Here is a 19,178-nt window from a genome sequence, read left to right as displayed (position 1 = left end):
TTACATGTTTTTATTTCACTATGTGTTTTTTTTAAATTAGTTAAGTAAAAATATTATCATCAAATGATATAATACTATTAATATCACATTACGTAGTGTTATAGATTTGTTAAATAAATCAGTAAAAAATTTGTACTTGAATTTAAACGGGTTTATAAAGTATTTAAACTTAAACTAACCAAACTTTACTATGAAAAAACTAATGACTAATTTTATTCATTGGAATGCTAATCACAGAGTTGTTCCATTAATAATATTTCTGCTGTGCAGTAACTTTATTGCTGCTCAGGTTAAGATTTCAGGGATAGTCTCTGATGATAAGGGATTGTCGATTCCGGGTGTAAATGTCTTAGTGGTAGGACAGAATACATCAGTTTCTACTGATTTTGATGGCCGATATACAATTAATGTGCCTGATAATGCAACACTTCAATTTTCTTTCATTGGTTTTACTACACAAAAGATAGAAGTGAAAGGCAAAGCTACTATAAATGTAGTTTTAGAATCTGTAGCTCAAGACTTGAAAGATGTAGTTGTAATTGGCTACGGAACTCAAAAGAAATCTAATATTACAGGAGCTATTTCAAGTATAAAAGCCAAAGATCTCGAAGATACACCTAAAATAAGCCTTGATCAGATGATGCAGGGAAAATTGTCAGGTGTAACTATTACTAACAGTTCTGGTGCTCCCGGAAGCTCAGTTTCCGTAAATATACGTGGTCTTACATCAATTTCAGGTACTAATGAACCTCTGTATGTTATTGATGGTATACCAATTTCTGGTGATGCAAGAAATTCTTCAACATCGGGAAGATCACCTGTTGCCGGATCGAACTTATCTAATTCAGGTGAAGTAACGGTGAGTCCGTTAGCACTTATTAATCCCAATGACATTGAGTCTATTGATGTTTTAAAAGATGCATCAGCAACTGCAATTTATGGATCCAGAGGTGCCAATGGTGTAGTTTTGGTTACTACGAAATCTGGTAAGAAAGGAACTGGAAAATTGAATTATGAAAATAGTTTGTCTTTGCAGCAACAAACGAGGTTGTTGGATGTTATGAATTTGCGTGAATATGCCATAGCTCAAAATACTCTTCAAAAGTACCCTGCTAATCCATGGGAAGTTACTTCGACCCCGAGAACTGAATTTGCTTTTCCTGAATTGTTAGGTGAAGGTACAAACTGGCAGAAAGAAATTTTCAAGGATGCCATTATGATTAATCATCAGCTAGCATTTTCCGGATCAAAAAATGACATCAGTTATTACCTGTCGGGTGGCTATACGAATCAAGACGGAACAGTTGTTGGCTCTGGATTTAAACGTTATACTTTTAGGTCTAATATAGATGCAAAGGTAAAAGAATGGATAAAAATTGGTCTGAATGTTTCTGGAGCAATTTCAAAAGAAAACATAACATTAAATAGCTCATATAACGGAATAATTAGTACAACTTTATTAGCGACACCTGATTTGGCTGTAAAAAATGCTGACGGAACTTTTGCAGGACCACCAGCAGACGATCAGACCTATGTTAGTTTTATAAATCCCGTGGCTTCAGCTTTGAGCAAAACAAATGAATTAAGAAGAAAAGAGTTTTCTGCAAATCTGTATACAAATATCAATATAGCTAAAGGTTGGGAGTATAAATTTGAAATAGGAACATTTATCAACTTCTCTGATGGACTGGCGTTTAATCCAAGCTATAAATGGGGTAGGGTTGAGAATGAAGTGGCTACTATTAATACAAATCATCAAAGCTACTACAGTGTTAACGTTAAAAACTTATTGACTTACAATAAAAGTTTTTCAAAAAATAACTTCACTTTACTTTTAGGACAGGAAACTAATGGTTCTAATTGGAACGGCTATGGATTAAAGGGTAGCGGTTTTTTGTCTAATGATAATAGGGATATTGCTTTTGCAGACCCAAAGAAAGTTTTGTTAGATGGAAGGTATACGGGTGCTGCAACATTAAACTCTTATTTTACAAGGGTAAATTTTGATATTCTTAATAAATATGGAATTTCAGGTTCGTTCAGGGCAGATGGTTCTTCTAAATTTGCTAAAGGAAAGCAATGGGCTTATTTTCCTGCTATTTCCGGATATTGGAAACTTTCGGAAGAATCATTTATGAGTGAAACAAAACCCGTTGTTAGCAATATTAAATTTAGAGCAGGTTATGGACAGACTGGTAACCAGCAAATTCCAGGAAATAGATTTACTGAAACGATAAAAACAGTAACTACTGGTTTAGGATCTGGTACGGCAATATCGAATTACGAAAATCCGGATTTAAAATGGGAAGTCTCTAAACAAACTAATTTAGGTGTTGATTTCTCCTTATTTAATTCCTTTTTAAATGTAAGTTTTGATGTTTATAGAAAACTTTCGGAAGACTTTTTGTATCAACCGGATTATCCTACTTATTTAACAGGGTCTGCTTCTTATTCAGGAGGTATTGATGCTCCATGGAAAAATTTAGGAGATATGGAAAATAAAGGGTTTGATTTATCTGTAAACATGACTAAAAATTTCTCTGATAAATTTTCATGGAGCTCTAATTTGATTGTTTCCAAATATAAAAACAAAGTTTTGTCTTTGGATGGTTTAACAAACCTTTTACGCTCCGTTAATATTAACGATTACACTTTAAGAAATGTAACCAATACCACTGTTGGGGAGTCGGTAGGTAACTTTTATGGATTTAAATACTTAGGGGTTATCAAAAATAATGAGGAGTTGGCTAAGGCACCATTAGTTAAGTTGGGTACAAGTTATGAACAATCGCGTTTAGGAGATGCACTTTATATGGATGTTGATAATAATGGTTATATAGATGACAATGATCGTACTAAAATAGGTTCTCCTCACCCTGACTTTACTTTTGGATTCACAAATTCATTTAAATATGGGGCGGTTGAATTATCTGTATTTATTCAGGGGAGTCAGGGTAATGAAGTTCTAAATCTGACAAGGCGTGCGGGTGTTCAAAATCGTTATTATACAAATCAATTGATAGAGGCTAGTAATTTTTGGAATCCTGCAAACACAACTTCTAATATTCCAAGAGCGGCAGGAAATGATGACACTTTGGCAAATGGCGAAATATCTGATCGATACATAGAAGACGGTTCATATGTCAGAATTCAAAATGTTAGTCTGTCTTATTCATTTACCAAGGATCTTTTAAATAAAATTAGATTAAGTAATTTAAGGATTTATTCAGGCATTCAAAATTTATACACTTTTACTAATTACTCAGGATATGACCCGGAGGTAGGAAAATACAATCAGGATGCTTTGTTAAATGGTGTTGACAATGGACGTTATCCTTCTTCAAGAACTATTACACTAGGTTTAAATATTGAATTTTAAAAAACAGCCATGAAAAAAAATATAAAATATAACGTAATACTCAAATTATTTGCAGTGTTATTCTTTTTTACGATTACATCTTGTCAGGATGATTATTTAGATGTTAAGCAGGAAGATTCATATACTTTAGAAACTGCATATCAAAATGATAAGTTGGTGGAGAATTCTACAAACGGTTTGTATTGCAATGTCTGGTTTGATTTTTACAATGGCCCTTATCATCTTATGTTAGAAATAAGTTCCGGTAATATGACTGGTTTTGATCCGGGAAGTTTTGGTTCACTGATGCACAGGTCAACAGATTCTAATTTGCTGAGTGCCTGGAAGGGGCTATATTCTGTGGTAGCGCAATCTAATGCAGTATTAATTAACTTACCCAAATATGTAGGTCCAAATGTAACACCAAATGTAACAGACAATGCTTTGGGAGAGGCTCATTTTATGAGGGCTCTTGCTTATTTTTATTTAGTTAGACTTTATGCAGCAGTTCCAATTATTGAAAATAGTTATGACTTTTTTGATAACTACAACGTGCCTCCCAACACTACAGCAAGTATCTATACCTTTATCGAAAATGATCTGATTGAAGCTTCTAAATTGCTTAAAACAAAAAGCAGAACATCTGATTATGAAAGTAATGCAAGAGTTTCCAGCGGTTCTGCTAAAGCAATGCTGGCTAAAGTGTATTTATATCAAAATAAATTTACACAATCAAAAAACTTAGCAATGGAAGTTATTAATTCCGGGGAGTTTAAGCTTTTGGGTGGTCCTGAACTGAGTGATAAATCTTTTGGTGATTTGTATTCAACGGCTAATAATAATAATGAAGAAACAATTGCGGCAATACAATGGGTAACTGGTGGCGGATATTCTGCTGCAAATTACAGCAATACAGTCTATGCTGGCAGTTCGTCGTTAACAGCAGCTACCTATAACGGTGTTTATGCTCCTTCTCAGGATTTGATGAAAACAGCATTTGAGATTTATGAATTAGGAGGGGTTACCTATGAAGACAAAAGAAGAAAAGAAACTTATATGATTAAAGGTGATAAATATAGTTATCTCCAGTCAAAACAAGGATCTTCTTATGATACTTCTACAGATGCTAATTTTGGTGCGCAAAACTCGGGAGCGGGAATAAAAAAGTATGTTGTTGGAAGAAGCAGTAAGTATGCAGGTGATGAGGATCCTGATAATCATGGATATGGAAATAATACTTATCTAATGCGCTACGCTGAAGTGTATCTTATATTAGCAGAAGCTATTTTGGCAGGGAACACTTCAACAAGTGATCCGGAGGCAATAAATGCAGTTAATGTTATAAGAAAAAGAGCGGGATTGCTTGGATATACGACTAAATTGACAGATTTGCAGCTGCTTAAGGAGCGAAGAGCAGAACTAGCTTTTGAAGGAGAGTACTGGTTTGATTTATGTAGGTTTGACCGAAGTTCTGCGGTTGATTTAATCTTAAAACAAAATAGAGGTACAATAGCAAATTCTTATTATGTGAGTTCTGTAAGTTCGTCCTCATTTATTTTTCCAATTCCAGCCTTCGAGGTTCAAAAAAATCCAAGATTAAATGATGCTCCAGTTCCATATACAAAAAAATAATATTATGAAAAAGATAAAATCAATAATGCGTTTATTTAATGTTTTCTTAGTAATACTTTTTGTTTTTTCATCCTGTGATAACAATGATTCTGAGAATAACACATTAAGTATTGAAAGTGTCAATGCAACAAAAGTTGAAGATTATGCAGGTATACTTGAGCCAGTAGAGGAAGCTTACACTGAAAACTTATATTACATAAAAGGAGCTGGTTTAGCAACTTTATCAAAAATCACTTATAATGATGTTGAAATTACCTTTAACGCAACAATGGTAACAAATAATGGAGTTTTTGTAACCATACCTTCTGCAATTTTATATAATAACAAGGTAATAAACAATAGTTTTAAATTTTATACAGGATTGGGGACTTTGGTGTATCCATTTCCAGTTGCAAATCCAGATCCTGAAATTTTAAATGCTGCAAAAGCAATACCAGATGCAGGTGATATTTTGACCATTAAAGCTTACCAGCCAATTTCTGTAACGATAGGAGGGGTTTTGGCAACAACTGTAAGAACTCCAACAACTACACAAATACAAGTAAAAGTGCCGGCGGGTTTTAAAGATTCAGGAGATTTGGTGGTATTAAGTGCTTATGGTTTATCTAATCCATTATCATTAGGTATTGATTACTTGATTTTTGGAGATGATTTTTCAGGTAGTGCTACTCCTGTTGGTTCTGGTAATTGGGGAGGCTCAGAAAATTTTGCCAGTACAGAGCTAGTTAGCAGAGGTACTCATTCAATCAAGAGAGTGACCGGAGGGTGGAGCTTGGCCTGGATAGATTTTGAACCAGTAGATGTAAAAGAATATACTTATTTGAAAATTTCAGTACGTCCGGATGTTGTTAGAAATTTAAGATTTTCTATTAAATCTGGTGAAGGGTTAGACGAAAATACTGCAAGTGGTGACAAATATGGTATTGAAGTCCAGTTAGAGCCAGGCAAATGGAATCATATTAGTATTCCTGTTAAGGATCTTATTGATTTAGATGAATCTGATACAACTGTAAAAAGACTGTATATTAGAGATTTAAATGGTACTTCTGCGAATATTTTCTTAGACGATATTGGTTTTATATAGTAGAAAAAAATGTGGATGGAATTTTAAAAACAATAAATAAAAAAATCATGAAAAAAATAATTTCTAGGTATTTGGCAATTCTATTATTGTTAGCTACTATAATTGTGTCATGTGATAAATATGAACAGGAAGAAAAACAGAATAAAGCATCACTTGTAGAAACACTATCTAAAAATCCTGACTTAATTATTTTTTATAAAGCATTGGAAAGTACCGGATTGGATAAATCTTTAGACTCTTTGTCTAAGATTATACCGCTTACTATTTTTGCACCTAATAATAATGCTTTGGAGATTTATTTTGAAAAAAATGGATATTCAACCGTGGATCAGGTTCCAAAGCTGGAATTGAAGAAAATAATATTAGGTTACATTATCCCTGGAATAAAAAGGGTTGAAAGAATTGTTGTTGATCCTATGAATCCTTCTTCAGATCTTGATGAAACTATTGGTGCTGAATATTTAGAGTCTAAAACATATGTTTCAATAGCCTCATTGTTTAAGGATTTTGAATCCATGGATAATTCTTTGATTATTGGAATTCAGGATAATTATGACAGGAGTATTCAAACACTTACAATTGCTGGTGAAAGCGTAGCTGCATCTGCAAAAGATATTACGTCAGAAAATGCGATTATACATATAGTGGGCAATTTAGGAAGTTTGCCTAAAGCACCTTTCATTAATAGTATATCTAATAAATATCCGGTCTCAGGGGAAATAGTTACAGTTACGGGAATTAATTTTTATAATACTCCACTTGTTACATTGGGCAGCGCTAATTTGGATATTATACCGGGCACTTTAACAACGACAAAATTTGATGTAAAAATCCCTTCCAATTTTGAATATGGTCTTTTAACGGTTAAAACAAATTACGGCAAGTCCAATCAGGTTAAAGTTGGAATAGAACCTGCACCACCAACTATTAATAGTTTTAGTCCAATAAATGCTGTATCTGGAGATGAGGTAACAATATCTGGAGATGGTTTTATAAGTCCGATAGTTACTCTTTCTGCAACTGCCACACAGCCAGAAATATCACTTACGATAGTACATTACACATTAGATAAAATTGTTGTAAAAATACCGGAAAATGCTAATCATAGAAAAATCTCTGTAACGAACAGTGTAGGTACAGGAACTGCAGTTGAGGCAATAGGTACAGCATTATATGATGATGAATTGCGAGGTGTACAATGGGGTGGCCCTTGGTCTGGTCAAGGTGTTGATCTTAATTACGGCGGAGATTCATATCAGGGGACCAAGTCCTGGCGTTGGGTTTTTGGAGGTTGGGATGGTGGAAACTGGGGTTTTTATTTCGATATGTCTCCTTACAAGTCACTTAGAATTGCTGTAAAAGGTTCTAAAAATGGCCAGGTTAATTTTAACGTAAACGGAGGCACGAATTTTGTAATTCCAGTAACAACTTCATGGGTTTACATGGAAATTCCTTTGAGTGCATTAGGTAGCCCTTCCAGTCTTACGATGCTTACTTTTCAGGAATCTAATAATGATGGAGGTAATACCGTATTGTTTGATAATATTGGTTTTGTGCTGAAATAATGAAACGATTGTTATTTGAATTAGTCTAAGATATTCCCTAATTAAAAATTAGGGAATATCTTTTTATAGTGGTTTTAAATTTAATTAAAATGAAGAAAATAATTTTATTACTGGTTTTAAGTGTATCAGTCTTAAGTTTCGGCCAAGGTAATACGCATATGCAAGCTGCCGGAAAATTCGAAGGCCTCGCCATGACACCTCCAATGGGGTGGAATTCCTGGAATACTTTTGCCACCAATATCGATGAAAAACTGGTAAAAGAAACTGCAGATATAATGGTTTCTTCCGGAATGGCTGCTGCCGGTTACAACTATATTGTATTGGATGATGGATGGATGGCAAAAGAACGTGATGCAAACGGAGATCTTGTTCCGGATTTGGTTAAGTTTCCTAATGGAATGAAACCTGTTATTGATTATGTCCACAGTAAAGGCTTGAAATTTGGCCTGTACAATTGTGCCGGTACTCAAACTTGTGCCGGATATCCGGGAACAAGAGGTTATGAATATCAAGATGCTCGTTTTTATGCCAAGCTCGGAATCGATTTCCTAAAATATGATTGGTGCAATACAAAAGGAATCACAGCGCCAGAAGCCTACAGTACCATGAGTAATGCCTTGAAGACTGCCGGAAGGCCTATTGTCTTTAGTCTTTGCGAATGGGGTGATAACAAGCCTTGGGAGTGGGGGAAACCAGTTGGGAACTTATGGAGGATTTCAGGAGATATTTACCCATGTTTTGATTGTGAATTCAAACATCCTGAAAATTGGTCTTCATGGGGATTTATGAAAATTGCAGATATGCGAAAAGATATCCGTAAGTATTCTGGTCCTGATCATTGGAATGATTTTGATATGATGGAAGTAGGCAATGAAATGAATAATATAGAAGATAAAGCGCATTTTAGTTTATGGTGTATGCTGGCGTCACCATTGTTTAGCGGAAATGACTATAGAAAAATGTCCAAGGAAACGTTAGCAATCTTAACGAACAAAGAATTAATCGCAGTAAATCAGGATAAATTAGGTATTCAGGGATTTAAATATTTTGAAGATAACGGGTTGGAAGTTTGGGTAAAACCTTTAGCTGACGAAAATTGGGCAGTAACTTTCCTAAACAGGAGTGATGTTGCCAAAAAAATTAATTTCGACTGGAATAAGAATACTATTAAAGATACAGATTTTGGTTACGAAGCCGATTTTAATAAAAAAACATTTAAAATAAAAGATCTTTGGAAAAATAAAGAAGCAGGAAATACCAAAAAGAATTTTATTTCTGAAATTGCTTCACATGATGTAATTACTCTAAAATTAATTCCATAAACTCTTTCAAATGAAATTAAAGGCTAAATTTTTAACAATGTTATTGTTGCTGTTTTTTGATTTATTAAACGCACAGTTTGTAAAAAAACATGGTCAGTTAAATGTCCGTGGAACTCAGTTGGTGGATCAAAACCATGTTCCTGTTGTGTTGCGCGGAATGAGTTTTGGCTGGCATAGCATGTGGCCTCGTTTTTACAATGAAAAATCGGTAAACTGGCTTAAGGAAGATTTTAATTGTAATGTAGTACGCGCAGCCATGGGAATCGAATTAGGAGAAAAGGGCTATATAAAGAATCCTGAATTCTCAAAAGATAAAATTGAGTCAGTAATAAAAGGGGCTATAAAATCAAATATATATGTTATTATCGATTGGCACAGTCATAACATCAATTTAAATGAAGCTAAAGCATTTTTTGCTGAAATGTCTCAAAAATACAACAAGTATCCTAATATAATTTATGAGATTTTCAATGAGCCTGATCATGAATCATGGCCTGAAATTAAGGATTATGCCGAAGAAGTAATTAAGGTTATCAGAGAAAACGATCCGAAAAATATTATCCTGATCGGTTCACCAAGATGGGATCAGGATGTTGATCTTCCTGCTGCAGATCCAATACTAGGATATGATAATTTAATGTATACAATGCATTTCTACGCTGCCACACACGGAAAAGAATTGCGTGACCGGACTGATGAAGCCATTAAAAATGGTTTGCCGATTTTTATTTCAGAATCTGCCGGAATGGAAGCAACAGGTGATGGGCCATTAGATATGAAAGCATGGCAGGATTATATAGATTGGATGGAAGAGAGGAAATTAAGCTGGATTACCTGGTCTGTTTCAGATAAAGATGAAACCTGTTCCATATTACAAAAATCAGCAGATTCTCAGGGTAATTGGAAGTACAAGGATCTAAAAGAATCAGGTATTAAGGTTCGTGAGTTCCTAAAAAAATATAATTCGGAAAAATGAATTAAATATTATAATTCTATACTAAGCCTGTTCATTTCCTGAACAGGCTTTTTAGTTTAATATTTCTTGGGTAAGTATTTAATTTTGTAAGAATTTAGATCATTATTTTTTTGATATCGAAATCGAATTAAAAACCATCAACATTATTAATTTTTTTAAAAAATAAAACATACCCCTATTTTATATGGGGGTATATAATTTTTTTGGACTAAATTTTTCCGTTTTTAGTCGCTTATTATAGGTTAAAATATTTAGTAGTGTAATATTTAAGTCTAAATTGATAAAATATCGTTATTGTATTTTTAAAAACCAATCCGTATAAATGTGAAATAACGATTATTTTTAATTTAATTTTTGTAATCCATAATTCTTCATGTAAAACAGTAAAAAAATAGATTTCGATTCTTTTAGTCATATAAAAAGTTGATAAATTCGCTGATGAAAATGAGGGTGTTTGAAGGAGATTTGAAGTTCAAAAGTGAAAACATATTCATAAATAAGAGATAAAAATTTAACTAACCAGAATCAATTAATAACTAAAACCAATTACACATGAAAAAAGTATTTTGTATTTTATCATTAGCCTTAACAACAAGTATTGCATTTGCACAAGATGACGCACCAGAATCAACTCCTTTAGAAATTACAGGTTCTGGGGATTTATATTACAAATATGATTTTGCTAAAACTAGTAATATACCAACAAGCTTTGCAACAGATCACAATTCTGTTTCTTTAGGAATGTTAGATATCGCTTTGAAGAAAAAAATAAAAAATGTATCTTTTGTAGGTGAAATTTCTTTTGGGCCTAGAGGTCAATTTCAATCAATACCAAACTCAGACGGGACATATGATGAGGGTAATGGCTTTAACTCATTCCATATCCAAAATTTGTATGCTACGTATGAAGTTTCTGATAAACTTAGTCTGACTGCAGGGTATATGGGAACCTTTATTGGGTACGAGGTAATATCTCCTGTATCTAATTTTCACTACTCTACTTCATATTTGTTTACCAACGGACCATTCCAAAATGCTGGTATTAAAGCGAATTATGCAATAACTGAGAAATTTGGCGCAATGCTAGGTTTGTTTAATGACACTTGGAATTCATATCAGGCTGATCCACAAAAAGGATTAAATGCCGTAGGTGGTCAATTATCTTTTGTAGCTGATAAAGCTAGTGCTTATTTGAACTTTATGGATGGTTCTGTAAGTGGTACTATTGTTGATTTGACTGCAACATTTCAAATATCAGATAAATTCAAATTAGGTGTAAACGCTGCTGATTTTTCAAACGAAGGAGATGTAGGTTATACTGGAGCAGCATTGTACCCATCTTATGCAATTACTGATGCTTTTGCTTTAGGATTACGTGCAGAATATTTTAAAAAGAAAGAAGGTTCTGGAGATAATGATGTTACAGCTTTGACTTTGTCAGGAAATTATAAAATAAACGGTTTAACTATAATTCCAGAGTTTAGACTTGATTCTAATTCAGACGAAGTGTTCGTAGATTCGGATTTACTTCCTACTAAATCTGCTTCTCAAGTACTTTTAGCTGTGGTATACGGATTCTAAGAATGCATTATTTAACATACTCTCTTTTCTAGAGATAAAGATTGATATTTTTTTTTTTTTGGAAGCTGTCAAAATTGTAAAATTTTGGCAGCTTTTTTATTTCTCACCTCATAAAAATATATAATGCTGATTTGTAAATATTAGATTATTTTTGAGTAGTAACATAAGAAATATTTGCTTACAGAGGAATTTAGTTAGAATTGTGTGTGTAAAATAAAACGAACAATGGGCACAAGAACAATAATTGGAATAGTTCAATTACAGATCTTAAGACAAACTAAACATTAAAAAATGCGTTTCTAAATAAAAACTTAGAAACGCATTATAATTTTAAAAATGTAATTTTATTGCAGTTGTTTTTTGTAAATAGAATAAATAGTGTCTATTGTTTTTCTGTCTAAAGTTACGCTTATGTCGGTTTGAATATAATGCAATTTGAAAGCCATTATTGCTGCAGACAGATTTTTGGTATTATATCCAATAATTCGCAACGCAGGTTCAATTTGAAAATCAAAAGGAGCTTCTTCTAAAAATTCATCCGGCCATATTCCAAATCCCTTTTCTGCTAATGTTTTCCATGGAAAAAGAGCGCTTGGGTCCTGTTTTCTCCCTGGAGCAATATCAGAATGGCCTAATATATTTTGTGTTGGAATGTTGTAATCTTTTTTCAATTTTGTCAGAAGTGCAATCAAGCTTGCAATTTGAGATTCACTAAAAGGTTTAAAACCATTATTATCCAGCTCAATACCAATCGAAGTTGAATTCAGATCTGTATTTTTTCCCCACGTTGAAGCACCTGCATGCCAGGCTCTTAAATAATCATTTAGCATCTGAACCACTTTTCCGTTTTCAGAAATTATGTAGTGCGCACTCACCTGTGTTTTTGTTTTTGTAAACGTACTGATAGTTTGTTGTAAGGAGTCCTGTGCAGTATGATGTATGATAATGAAACTCGGTTTTCTTAAATTAAAATTAACCGTTCCTACCCATTCTGTATTAATGCCATTTAATAAAGGTGTTGATCCGGTTTTTGACAGTGAGTCTTTTACAATGCCTAGTTGTGAAGCGTAAGTAGTGTCTATAATTACAGGAGCTATTGTTGGTATAGATTCAACTTGTTTGCTTGTTATCTGGTTTTCTAAAGTTTTTAACTGTTGATCGTAAACTTTTTCAGTAGCTTTATAAGGGTTTTTTGTAGCGCAGGAAGTAATTATAATTGCAGGAATCAGGTAAAAAAGATGTCTTTTTAACATGGTAAATTATATTGTAAGTTTTAAAATTAAAACAATTATTCTTTAATTATTTCTTCTTTTGTTTCTTTATAATCTTTTTTCTTTTTAGACTTTGTTTTTTTTATCTCCTTAAAATTAGTCATAAAAACATTGTATTTTTCTATTTGTGCAGGACTTAAAAAAGCATTTATTTTTTTTGTAGTTGCTTCTCTTAATGCTGTTATTTGTTCAATTTTCTGATCCTGGCTACTGCTTTCGTTTTTCAAAAGAACACCTTGTTCTCTCATACTGTCAGCTAAAACATTTGCAATGGCTATGGCTTGTAATTCATCAAGATTTACTTCTGGCTTCATTTGTTCTACTATTTTGGCTGCAGTTTCTTCAACAGGAACTTCTTTAGGTTTGCTCGGAGAACTTTGTTGTCCCTGCATCATACTTCTGTCCATTCCGCCACCTCTACCGTAGCCATTATTTCCATATCCATTATTATATCCATTTCCATATTGTGCCGAAACAGAATTAAAAATTAATAAAGTAAAAACTAAAAGTAAGATAGATTGAATAGGTTTCATAAAGTGTTTTTTATCTAAGTTGATAATTCGATACTTATTACTGTAAATTTAAGCAGGTTCTCCGTATAAATCAAATTCTGTTGCTTCTATTATCTTGATATTAATAAATTCACCTGTTTTTACGTAATGTTTCGATGCATCTATTAAAACTTCATTATCAACATCCGGACTGTCAAATTCGGTTCTTCCCACAAAATGAGCTCCTTCTTTTCTGTCAATTATACATTTATAAACCTGACCGATCTTCTCCTGATTCAAATCCCATGAAATCTGAGACTGTAATTCCATTATTTCGTTAGCTCTGGCTTGCTTTACATTAGTAGGAACATCATCTTCCAGTAAATAGGCATGTGTGTTTTCTTCATGAGAATAAGCAAAACATCCCATTCTGTCAAATTTCATTTCCTGAACAAAATCTTTCAAAATTTCAAAATCTTCCTGGGTTTCACCGGGATATCCAACTATCAATGTAGTTCTAATTGCCATTCCCGGAACCGCAGCACGAAAATCTTTTAATAATTGAGTCGTTTTTGCCTGGGTTGTACCCCGACGCATTGATTTTAAAATACTATCTGAAATATGTTGTAATGGAATATCAATATAATTACAAATCTTAGGTTCTCGTTTCATTAGCTCCAAAACATCCATCGGGAAACCTGTAGGGTAAGCATAATGAAGACGAATCCATTCAATGCCTTCTACTTTTGCCAGGGCTTCTAAAAGTTCAGCAAGATTTCTCTTTTTGTATATATCAAGACCATAATAAGTTAAGTCCTGAGCGATTAAAATCAATTCTTTAGTTCCGTTTTTTGCTAAGCCTTCTGCTTCTTTAACCAATTTTTCAATAGTTTGAGAAACATGTTTTCCACGCATAAGCGGAATCGCGCAAAAGCTGCAGGGCCTGTCACAACCTTCAGCAATTTTTAAGTAAGCGTAGTTTTTTGGAGTTGTTGTTAAACGTTCTCCTAATAATTCATGTTTATAATCGGCTCCCAAAGCTTTCAATAGCTGAGGTAATTCGGTTGTACCAAAATATTGATCTACATTCGGAATTTCTTTTTCTAAATCAGGTCTGTATCGTTCCGATAAACATCCGGTTACAAAAACCTTGTCCACCAAACCTCTGTCTTTTTTATCAGCATATTCCAAAATCATGTTTACCGATTCTGCTTTTGCATTATCAATAAAACCACAAGTGTTGATTACGATAATGTTTCCTTCTTCTGCAGCAGGCGCCTCATGTTGTACTTCTTTACCACTGGCACGAAGCTGTCCCATCAGTACTTCACTATCATATACATTTTTCGAACACCCAAGAGTGATTACGTTAATTTTGTTCTTTTTTAAAGACTTGGTTCTCATACTTTTATAAATTGGAGTGCAAAATTACGCTTTTTTATCCAAACACCGCTTATTTAGGTTTCTTTTAGTCATTTTTCAGGAGCTATTCCTGCTGTGCGTTATATCTTTTGTGGCGAACCCCGCCACAAAAGGATACCACTTCCATCAGGGCTAAAAAAAATCCGTCAGGTATGACCTAACGGATTTCCATTCATTTATTTGTTCTTAATTACAATTCAAATAATAAAGTCAAAGAAACAGTATTAAGCTTCGACTTAATATTGGCAGTATCAGTTAAACCCACGTTAAAAAATCCCTGATTCGATTCTCTTTCTAAGTAGGAGTAAGCCAAATCTAATTTAGTTGATCCGAAATTATAACCTAAACCGCCTGAATAGCTTTTTAAATCCCCAATTGTTGTTCCGTTTTTATAAGGACTTCCTTCAAAACGGTATCCGCCTCGAACACTTAATCTTTTTATCTTGTATTCGCCACCGATTCTTAATTCACCATTGTTGGTTAACTGCTCATTAATCTGATTGTTTATTTGTCTGAAACCTGAGTCATTGGTAGGTTTGTACTTTGTATTAGCATAATCTTTAATAGCATAATCAATACTAATTAAGCCTGATTTTCCAAATACGTAGGCTGCACTAAAAGTAACTTTTCCCGGAGTCTGTAAAGTATAGGAATCGTAAACATTTGTAATTTTTGGATTTACATCATAATCAAATGCCTGATTTGCATTGTTCTCTGTTGTAGAATATAAACTCTGAGACAGTTCATCATAAAGTTCATACCACGTATTAGATTCGTATGCCAAACCAACTCTAAATGCTTCTGTCACTTTAGCAATGGCTCCTAATTGAAAAGAAAATCCATTACCATACGTATACAATTCATTGTTAAAACGTACGTTAGAAATAGTTTCATTCGGCTGAAGATCATTTAAATTCGACTCATAAAAGCTGCTTGATCTTCTGTAATCAGTAACATGAACGTTCAAATTCGCACCTAAATAAAGACGGTCTATGTAAGATGTTGCAATATTAAACCCTAATTTACTGTTGTATCCTCTGGTGTAAACTTCATTGGTCTGGTCGTAGTTGCCACCCGCCGGAACATTACTTAGGTAAATGTTGTTGTTGGAAGCCTGAATAACATTTCCGTTAAGTCCTAAGTGGGTTTGTTGCTCAACATAGGATAAATCTTCGTAGTATGCATTTTTAATATAACTTGGAGAAGAGGTTGATCTATTGGCGTAATTTAAAAAATAACCGTCTATAGAGTTTGAATTGGTTCCTTTTGAAAAAATATTATTATCGAAGTTGTTGGTAGTTTCAAAAGTAGCCCCAATAGCAATTTTTTTCCAGTTATTATTAGGATTCCCATCATGAAATACAAAAACAGCTCCACCCTGATTTAAAGTAAAAGCATTCTCTTTGGTGCTGGTTTTTGTGTTAAAATAATCAGAGTTGTTTTTAATGCCTTGGTTGTTAAATGTCACACCAACCTGATTATTTGAAAAAATGGCAGAACCTGCAGGATTTACAGCCAGAGAGGATAGATCTCCACCTAAAGCGCCAAAAGCGCCACCCATTGCTCTGAATCGGGCAGTTCCATTCAGGTTATCCTGAGAGTAACGTACAGCATCTGAAATTTCTTGAGAATATGACATGCTAAAACTTAGTCCTGAGATAACTAGGAAGAATATTTTTCTCATTTGCATTAAAGTTTGATATATTATTAATGTTGTATTGTAAGTAGGAAGATATTATCTTCTTCCTCCACCGCCTCCCGAAGATCTTCCTCCGCCTCCGCCTCCGGATGATCTCATGCTTCCTCCGCCTCCGCTATTATACGAACGGGATGGGCTCGGAGAGTAACTTCTCGTTTGGGATGAGTTGTTGTTATTGTTATAATTTCTGTTTGTGGTTGTTGTATTGTTAGAAGATGATCTTCTTGATGAATTGTAAGTACTATTGTTATTTTGAGTACTGTTACTTCTTCTATTAGTAAAGGTTGGACTTGAAGTTGTGTTTCTGCTATTTACATAACTGCTGCTTCTTCTGTCTGTAAAATTGCCTGATCTGTTAGTGCTGTAACTTCTGTTTGTAGTATAGTTTCTGTTGTTAGAATAACTTCTGTTTGTAGCATAACTTCTGTTTGCTGAATAGCTTCTTCCATTGTAATAAGCTGCAGTTCCTCTCCTTCCTGAGTTATAGGCATAACGCGAATATCCAGGTCTTCCATAGTATCCGCCGTATCCAGGTCCCCAATAGCCACCGTAATAACCGCTGTATCCATAGTAAGGATATCCCCAGCCGTATCCGCCATATCCAGAGTATCCCCAAGCATATCCAGGATATCCCCAATAACCTCCATAATATGGGTATCCAAACCCAAATCCAAATCCCGTTGACCACATAGGATTTGAATAAACATTTATGGATACTTCAGAATTACTGCTTCCCCATGCCGGATAAGCTGTTGAGGTAGTTTGCGTGCTGTCGTTTTCAGCATAGTTCCCATAGGTATCTACGTCTGTAAAAATTTCAGTTGGTACATTTTCATCTTGTAAGGAACTGAAATAATCTTTATATTGACTATTAGCAGTACTAGTGGTTTGTTGATTATAGGTGCGGGTATTGCCATAAACCCCATCATTGTCATTGTATGAAGTGTTTTGGTAAGAACCACACGATGCTAATAGAAAACTCAATAATCCAATTAAATAGAAATGAGTTGAGTTTTGTCTGAGATAAATATAAGTTTTCATATCTGTGGTGTTTTTTATTGTTGCACATTACAAAAATAGTTAGTTTTGCGGAACTATTTAGTTAAAAAAATAAAACAAAATTTGTGCCAAACTATTCAATATGAGTAAGAACCTCACTACAAGATCAGAAGATTATTCGAAATGGTATAACGAACTGGTTGTTAAAGCAGATTTAGCCGAAAATTCAGGAGTTAGAGGATGTATGGTAATTAAGCCATACGGATATGCTATTTGGGAAAAAATGCAGGCTGAGCTTGACAGAATGTTTAAAGAAACTGGACATCAAAACGCATACTTCCCTTTATTTGTGCCAAAAAGCATGTTCGAAGCAGAAGAAAAAAATGCCGAAGGATTTGCAAAAGAATGTGCTATTGTAACACATTACAGATTAAAAAATGATCCTGATAAACCCGGAAAACTAATGGTTGATCCGAATGCTAAATTAGAGGAAGAACTTATTGTTCGTCCAACAAGCGAGGCAATTATATGGTCTACATATAAAGGTTGGGTGCAGTCATATAGAGATTTACCTTTATTAATTAACCAATGGGCAAATGTCGTACGTTGGGAAATGCGTACACGTCTGTTTTTAAGAACTGCTGAATTTTTATGGCAGGAGGGTCATACAGCACATGCCACAAAAGCAGAAGCAATTGAAGAATCTGAAAAAATGATGAATGTATATGCTGATTTTGCGGAGAACTTTATGGCAATTCCTGTGGTTAAGGGTATAAAAACCGAAACAGAACGTTTTGCCGGAGCTGATGAAACGTATTGTATTGAGGCTCTGATGCAGGATGGAAAAGCATTGCAGGCAGGAACTTCTCACTTTTTAGGACAGAATTTTGCAAAAGCATTTGATGTAAAGTTTGCAAATGCCGAAGGAAAACAAGAACACGTTTGGGGAACTTCGTGGGGAGTTTCGACTCGTTTGATGGGAGCTCTGGTTATGACACATTCTGATGATCTGGGATTGGTTCTTCCTCCAAATTTGGCACCAATACAAGTTGTTATAGTGCCAATTTATAAAACAGATGAACAGTTTGCTGAAATTACAACTGCCGTTAATGAATTAACAGCCGGACTTAAAAAATTAAAAATTTCAGTTAAATACGATGACAGAACAACGCAAAAGCCAGGTTTCAAATTTGCAGAATGGGAATTGAAAGGAGTTCCTGTTCGAATTGCAGTGGGTCCAAAAGACCTGGAAAACGGAACTTTTGAAGTTGCAAGACGTGATACATTGTCTAAGGAAGTAGTTTCAAAAGATGAAATTATAAATTATGTAAATGTGTTGTTAGAGCAGATTCAGACGGATTTATTTAACAAAGCATTGGACTATCGCAATACACATATTACAGAAGTAAATAGCTTTGAGGAGTTTAAGGTGATTTTAGATACTAAAGGTGGTTTTGTCTGTGCCCATTGGGATGGTACAGCAGCTACTGAGGAAAAAATAAAAGACCTGACAAAAGCAACGATTCGTTGCATTCCTTTAAGTCATGTAGAAGAGGAGGGAACCTGTGTATTTACTGGGAGTCCATCTACTAAGAGAGTGCTGTTTGCTAAGGCATATTAAAAAAAAATAATTTTTTTTACATCAACTATTGTAGATCTTAAAAATAGTTGTATTTTTGCATCCGCATTAGAGAAGCAGGGCCCGTTCGTCTATCGGTTAGGACGCATGGTTTTCATCCATGTAAGAGCGGTTCGATTCCGCTACGGGCTACTATTTT

Annotated in this window: 13 protein-coding genes and 1 tRNA gene; 9 read left to right on the top strand and 5 right to left on the bottom strand. The window is 34.2% G+C overall.

Annotated elements, in window-relative coordinates; translation table 11 throughout:
• Window positions 1-190: 190 nt before the first annotated feature.
• From ABI657_RS06720 to ABI657_RS06690, 7 genes are all read left to right on the top strand, one after another.
• A complete protein-coding gene (locus tag ABI657_RS06720; protein WP_348096474.1) occupies window positions 191-3,379 on the top strand; it encodes a TonB-dependent receptor in 3,189 nt (1,062 codons plus the stop codon).
• A 9-nt stretch (window positions 3,380-3,388) separates the two neighbouring features.
• Window positions 3,389-4,990, top strand: a complete 1,602-nt coding sequence (locus ABI657_RS06715; RefSeq protein WP_348096473.1) for a RagB/SusD family nutrient uptake outer membrane protein — start codon at window positions 3,389-3,391, stop codon at window positions 4,988-4,990.
• Window positions 4,991-4,994: 4 nt separating this feature from the next.
• Window positions 4,995-6,074, top strand: coding sequence for a hypothetical protein (locus ABI657_RS06710; RefSeq protein WP_348096472.1), 1,080 nt, complete (start codon window positions 4,995-4,997; stop codon window positions 6,072-6,074).
• 47 nt (window positions 6,075-6,121) lie between these two features.
• Window positions 6,122-7,639, top strand: a complete 1,518-nt coding sequence (locus ABI657_RS06705; RefSeq protein WP_348096471.1) for a fasciclin domain-containing protein — start codon at window positions 6,122-6,124, stop codon at window positions 7,637-7,639.
• Between the two features lie 89 nt (window positions 7,640-7,728).
• Complete coding sequence (locus tag ABI657_RS06700; RefSeq protein ID WP_348096470.1) at window positions 7,729-8,961, top strand: glycoside hydrolase family 27 protein; 1,233 nt, start codon at window positions 7,729-7,731, stop codon at window positions 8,959-8,961.
• A 10-nt stretch (window positions 8,962-8,971) separates the two neighbouring features.
• Entirely contained in the window at window positions 8,972-9,937 is a 966-nt protein-coding gene (locus ABI657_RS06695) for a glycoside hydrolase family 5 protein (protein WP_348096469.1), read from the top strand.
• A gap of 552 nt (window positions 9,938-10,489) precedes the next feature.
• Window positions 10,490-11,518 (top strand): porin, encoded by a 1,029-nt coding sequence (locus ABI657_RS06690; protein WP_348096468.1) that lies wholly within the window; start codon window positions 10,490-10,492, stop codon window positions 11,516-11,518.
• A gap of 344 nt (window positions 11,519-11,862) precedes the next feature.
• Here ABI657_RS06690 and ABI657_RS06685 read toward each other — a convergent pair whose 3' ends face one another.
• From ABI657_RS06685 to ABI657_RS06665, 5 genes are all read right to left on the bottom strand, one after another.
• Window positions 11,863-12,771: an N-acetylmuramoyl-L-alanine amidase gene (locus tag ABI657_RS06685; RefSeq protein WP_348096467.1), complete on the bottom strand. Its 909-nt coding sequence runs from the start codon at window positions 12,769-12,771 to the stop codon at window positions 11,863-11,865.
• A gap of 35 nt (window positions 12,772-12,806) precedes the next feature.
• Window positions 12,807-13,322 carry a hypothetical protein gene (locus ABI657_RS06680; RefSeq protein ID WP_348096466.1) on the bottom strand — a complete coding sequence of 172 codons (516 nt, stop codon included), beginning with the start codon at window positions 13,320-13,322 and terminating at the stop codon, window positions 12,807-12,809.
• Window positions 13,323-13,370: 48 nt separating this feature from the next.
• Window positions 13,371-14,684 carry a 30S ribosomal protein S12 methylthiotransferase RimO gene (rimO, locus tag ABI657_RS06675; RefSeq protein ID WP_348096465.1) on the bottom strand — a complete coding sequence of 438 codons (1,314 nt, stop codon included), beginning with the start codon at window positions 14,682-14,684 and terminating at the stop codon, window positions 13,371-13,373.
• Between the two features lie 208 nt (window positions 14,685-14,892).
• Entirely contained in the window at window positions 14,893-16,386 is a 1,494-nt protein-coding gene (locus ABI657_RS06670; protein ID WP_348096464.1) for a transporter, read from the bottom strand.
• A 51-nt stretch (window positions 16,387-16,437) separates the two neighbouring features.
• Window positions 16,438-17,442 (bottom strand): hypothetical protein, encoded by a 1,005-nt coding sequence (locus ABI657_RS06665; RefSeq protein ID WP_348096463.1) that lies wholly within the window; start codon window positions 17,440-17,442, stop codon window positions 16,438-16,440.
• 100 nt (window positions 17,443-17,542) lie between these two features.
• Here ABI657_RS06665 and proS point away from each other — a divergent pair, with 100 nt between their 5' ends.
• Window positions 17,543-19,021: a proline--tRNA ligase gene (gene proS / locus ABI657_RS06660; protein WP_348096462.1), complete on the top strand. Its 1,479-nt coding sequence runs from the start codon at window positions 17,543-17,545 to the stop codon at window positions 19,019-19,021.
• A 78-nt stretch (window positions 19,022-19,099) separates the two neighbouring features.
• Window positions 19,100-19,171: transfer RNA gene (locus ABI657_RS06655), tRNA-Glu, on the top strand.
• Window positions 19,172-19,178 lie beyond the last annotated feature (7 nt).

This window comes from Flavobacterium sp. (genome assembly GCF_039930565.1).
Classification (GTDB): domain Bacteria; phylum Bacteroidota; class Bacteroidia; order Flavobacteriales; family Flavobacteriaceae; genus Flavobacterium.
This window is presented reverse-complemented; position numbering and strand designations above follow the sequence as displayed.

Bases quoted from the DNA above. Each gene is read 5' to 3' on its own strand.
- ABI657_RS06705 (WP_348096471.1), top strand. From the start codon at position 6,122: ATGAAAAAAATAATTTCTAGGTATTTGGCAATTCTATTATTGTTAGCT.
- ABI657_RS06700 (WP_348096470.1), top strand. From the start codon at position 7,729: ATGAAGAAAATAATTTTATTACTGGTTTTAAGTGTATCAGTCTTAAGT.
- ABI657_RS06685 (WP_348096467.1), bottom strand. From the start codon at position 12,771: ATGTTAAAAAGACATCTTTTTTACCTGATTCCTGCAATTATAATTACT.
- ABI657_RS06690 (WP_348096468.1), top strand. From the start codon at position 10,490: ATGAAAAAAGTATTTTGTATTTTATCATTAGCCTTAACAACAAGTATT.
- ABI657_RS06710 (WP_348096472.1), top strand. From the start codon at position 4,995: ATGAAAAAGATAAAATCAATAATGCGTTTATTTAATGTTTTCTTAGTA.
- ABI657_RS06670 (WP_348096464.1), bottom strand. From the start codon at position 16,386: ATGAGAAAAATATTCTTCCTAGTTATCTCAGGACTAAGTTTTAGCATG.
- ABI657_RS06720 (WP_348096474.1), top strand. From the start codon at position 191: ATGAAAAAACTAATGACTAATTTTATTCATTGGAATGCTAATCACAGA.
- proS (WP_348096462.1), top strand. From the start codon at position 17,543: ATGAGTAAGAACCTCACTACAAGATCAGAAGATTATTCGAAATGGTAT.
- ABI657_RS06695 (WP_348096469.1), top strand. From the start codon at position 8,972: ATGAAATTAAAGGCTAAATTTTTAACAATGTTATTGTTGCTGTTTTTT.
- rimO (WP_348096465.1), bottom strand. From the start codon at position 14,684: ATGAGAACCAAGTCTTTAAAAAAGAACAAAATTAACGTAATCACTCTT.
- ABI657_RS06665 (WP_348096463.1), bottom strand. From the start codon at position 17,442: ATGAAAACTTATATTTATCTCAGACAAAACTCAACTCATTTCTATTTA.
- ABI657_RS06680 (WP_348096466.1), bottom strand. From the start codon at position 13,322: ATGAAACCTATTCAATCTATCTTACTTTTAGTTTTTACTTTATTAATT.
- ABI657_RS06715 (WP_348096473.1), top strand. From the start codon at position 3,389: ATGAAAAAAAATATAAAATATAACGTAATACTCAAATTATTTGCAGTG.